The organism is Acinetobacter sp. UBA6720, assembly GCF_002454215.1.
In the GTDB taxonomy this organism is placed as follows: Bacteria; Pseudomonadota; Gammaproteobacteria; order Pseudomonadales; family Moraxellaceae; genus Acinetobacter.
Map to the genome: position 1 here is coordinate 29,551 of NZ_DKIK01000006.1, position 1,112 is coordinate 30,662.

The window sequence follows — 1,112 nt, forward strand, 5'->3', positions numbered from 1 at the left end:
TTTGGTCATGTCGATAAAGTCGATGACAACTAAACCACCAATGTCGCGTAAACGCAGTTGACGTGCAATTTCTTCTGCTGCTTCAAGATTGGTATTGAGCGCTGTATCTTCAACGTCACTACCACGGGTTGATTTTGCAGAGTTAATATCAATAGAAACCAAAGCTTCTGTTTGGTCAATCACGATTGAACCACCAGAAGGCAACTTCACTTCACGTTCATAAGCTGTTTGAATTTGGCTTTCGATACCAAAATGAGCAAATAACGGTTCATTCAAGGTATAGGTTTTTAACTTGTCGATTTGACGAGGCATCACTGCTTTCACGAAGTTATACGCTTCGTTATAGGCTTGTTCTGAGTCAATTAAGATTTCAGCAACATCATCACGTAAATAATCACGAATCGCACGTGTCACCACGCCCGCTTCCTGATGAACCAACATTGGTGATGGACCAGAACTTGCTGTGTTTTGGATTTGTGCCCAAAGATCGAGTAAGTGTTGTAGGTCAAGCTGTAGTTCTTCTTGAGAACGCCCAATCCCTGCGGTACGAACAATTACGCTCATACCACGTGGAACATTGAGTGAAGCCAACATTTCTTTCAGTTCGTCACGCACAGAACCTGAAATTTGACGACTAATACCACCACCTTTTGGATTATTTGGCATGAGTACCAAATAGCGACCCGCTAAAGAGATGAAGGTAGAAAGGGCAGCCCCTTTGTTGCCACGTTCTTCTTTCTCAACTTGAACCAAAAGCTCTGTGCCTTCAGTAATCAATTCGCGAATGTTTGAAGTTTGGCGTGGGTCTGCTTGATAATATGAGTTTGCGATTTCGCGCATAGACAAGAAGCCTTGACGTCCTGCACCATATTCGACAAACACAGCTTCTAAAGAAGGTTCAACACGAGTCACGTGACCTTTATAGATATTAGATTTTTTTTGTTCACGGGTACGATTCTCTAAGTCAAAATCGTAAAGACGCTGCCCAGTGACAAGTGCAACGCGAATTTCTTCGGCATGTGTTGCATTAATCAACATACGTTTCATGGGTGTAACACCTAATAGTGATACACAACAAATTATCGCTAAAACACGTAGCGAACATCAAACAT

At 42.3% G+C, this 1,112-nt stretch carries 1 protein-coding gene; it reads right to left on the reverse strand.

Annotated elements, in window-relative coordinates; translation table 11 throughout:
• The coding region (locus tag B4F08_RS00630) for an Rne/Rng family ribonuclease (protein ID WP_291372420.1) at window positions 1–1,047 on the reverse strand (1,047 nt) is incomplete at its 3' end.
• Window positions 1,048–1,112: the final 65 nt, after the last annotated feature.